We start from the raw sequence: 1,888 nt of genomic DNA, 5'->3' as shown, positions 1-1,888 counted from the left end.
TTTTTGATACAACGAATTGCTGATCAATTCCTCGACGACGGCGGGTTCGGCGAGGGTTGAGATGTCGCCGAGGCTGCCGGTGTCGTTTTCGGCGATTTTGCGCAGGATGCGGCGCATGATTTTGCCGGAGCGGGTTTTGGGCAGGCCGGGGGCCCATTGGATGAAGTCCGGCTTGGCGATGGGGCCGATTTCGGTGCGGACCCATTTTTCCAACTCTTTGCGCAGCGCGTCGGTCGGTTCGACATCGTTCATGAGCGTGACATAGGCGTAGATGCCCTGGCCCTTGAGCTCGTGCGGATAGCCGACGACGGCGGCTTCGGCGACCTGGGCGTGGGCGACCAGCGCGCTTTCGACCTCGGCGGTGCCCATGCGGTGACCCGACACGTTGATCACGTCATCGACGCGGCCGGTGATCCAGTAATAGCCGTCTGCGTCGCGCCGACAGCCGTCGCCGGAGAAGTAATAGCCTTTGTATTGTTGGAAATAGGTCTCCTGGAACCGCTCGTGATCGCCCCAAACGGTGCGCATTTGGCCGGGCCAGCTGTCCTTGATGCACAGCACGCCCTCGGTCGCGGTTTCGGTCAATTCTTCGCCCGTGGTCGGGTCCAAAATCACCGGTTGCACGCCAAAGAACGGCACGGTGGCAGAGCCCGGTTTGGTCGGGATCGCGCCCGGCAGCGGCGTCAAAAGATGGCCGCCGGTTTCGGTTTGCCACCAGGTGTCGACGATCGGGCATGTGCCGCCGCCGACCACGTCATTGTACCAATTCCACGCCTCCGGGTTGATCGGTTCGCCGACCGTGCCGAGGAGTTTGAGCGAGGACAGGTCATATTTTTCAACCCATTCGTTGCCTTGCCCCATGAGCGAGCGCAGGGCTGTGGGGGCGGTGTAGAATTGGTTGACCTTATGCTTTTCGCACACGGCCCAGAACCGGCCCGCGTCGGGATAGGAGGGCACGCCCTCGAACATCACCGTGGTCGCGCCATTGGCCAGCGGGCCGTAGACGATGTAGCTGTGGCCGGTGACCCAACCGACATCGGCGGTGCACCAAAAGACGTCGCCGTCGTGATAATCGAACACATATTTATGGGTCATCGCGGCATAGGCGAGGTAGCCGCCGGAGCTGTGGACGACGCCTTTGGGTTTGCCGGTGGAGCCGGAGGTGTAAAGGATGAACAGCGGGTCTTCGGCGTTCATCGGCCGCGGCGGGCAATCGGGGGAGGCGTGTTCCATCAGATATTTGACATCGACATCGCGGCCCTGAATCCAGGTGATCTGATCGCCGGTGTGTTTGACGACGAGGCAACGGACCTTATCCGAGCAGTGCAGCAGGGCGGCATCGGTGTTGGCCTTGAGCGGCGTGCGCTTGCCACCACGCGGCGCGGTGTCGGAGGTGATGACGAGCTTGGCGCCGCAATCATTGATGCGGTTGGCCAGGGCGTCGGGGGAAAATCCTGCGAAAACAATGGAATGGATCGCGCCGATGCGGGCACAGGCGAGCATGGCATAAGCGGCCTCGGGGATCATCGGCAGATAAATCACCACGCGATCACCGCGCATCACGCCCTGAGAGAGCAACACATTGGCAAAGCGGTTCACCTTGTCGGACAGCTCTTTGTAGGTGATGTGCTGGGCCTCGGCCTCGGGATCATCGGGCTCAAAAATAATCGCGGTTTGCAGGGATTTTTTCGGCAAATGGCGATCAATACAGTTGGCCGAGACGTTCAAAACGCCGTCCGAATACCATTTGATGTCAACGCGACCGAACTCAAAACAGGTCTTTTTCACCTGCGTGTAGGGCTCCATCCAATCCAGGATCTTCCCCTGCTCCGCCCAAAACGACACCGGATCGCTCACCGAGCGCGCGTACATGTCGGTGTATTTTTCT

At 60.4% G+C, this 1,888-nt stretch carries 1 protein-coding gene; it reads right to left on the bottom strand.

Annotated elements, in window-relative coordinates:
* Window positions 1-1,888: acetate--CoA ligase (gene acs, locus C8029_RS20915; protein WP_009574304.1), on the bottom strand; the 1,888-nt coding region annotated here is incomplete at both ends.

This window comes from Roseobacter sp. TSBP12 (genome assembly GCF_009129705.1).
Taxonomy (GTDB): Bacteria; Pseudomonadota; Alphaproteobacteria; order Rhodobacterales; family Rhodobacteraceae; genus Celeribacter; species Celeribacter baekdonensis_A.
Note: the sequence above shows the minus strand (reverse complement) of the source record. Positions and strands in the feature narration are given on the sequence as shown.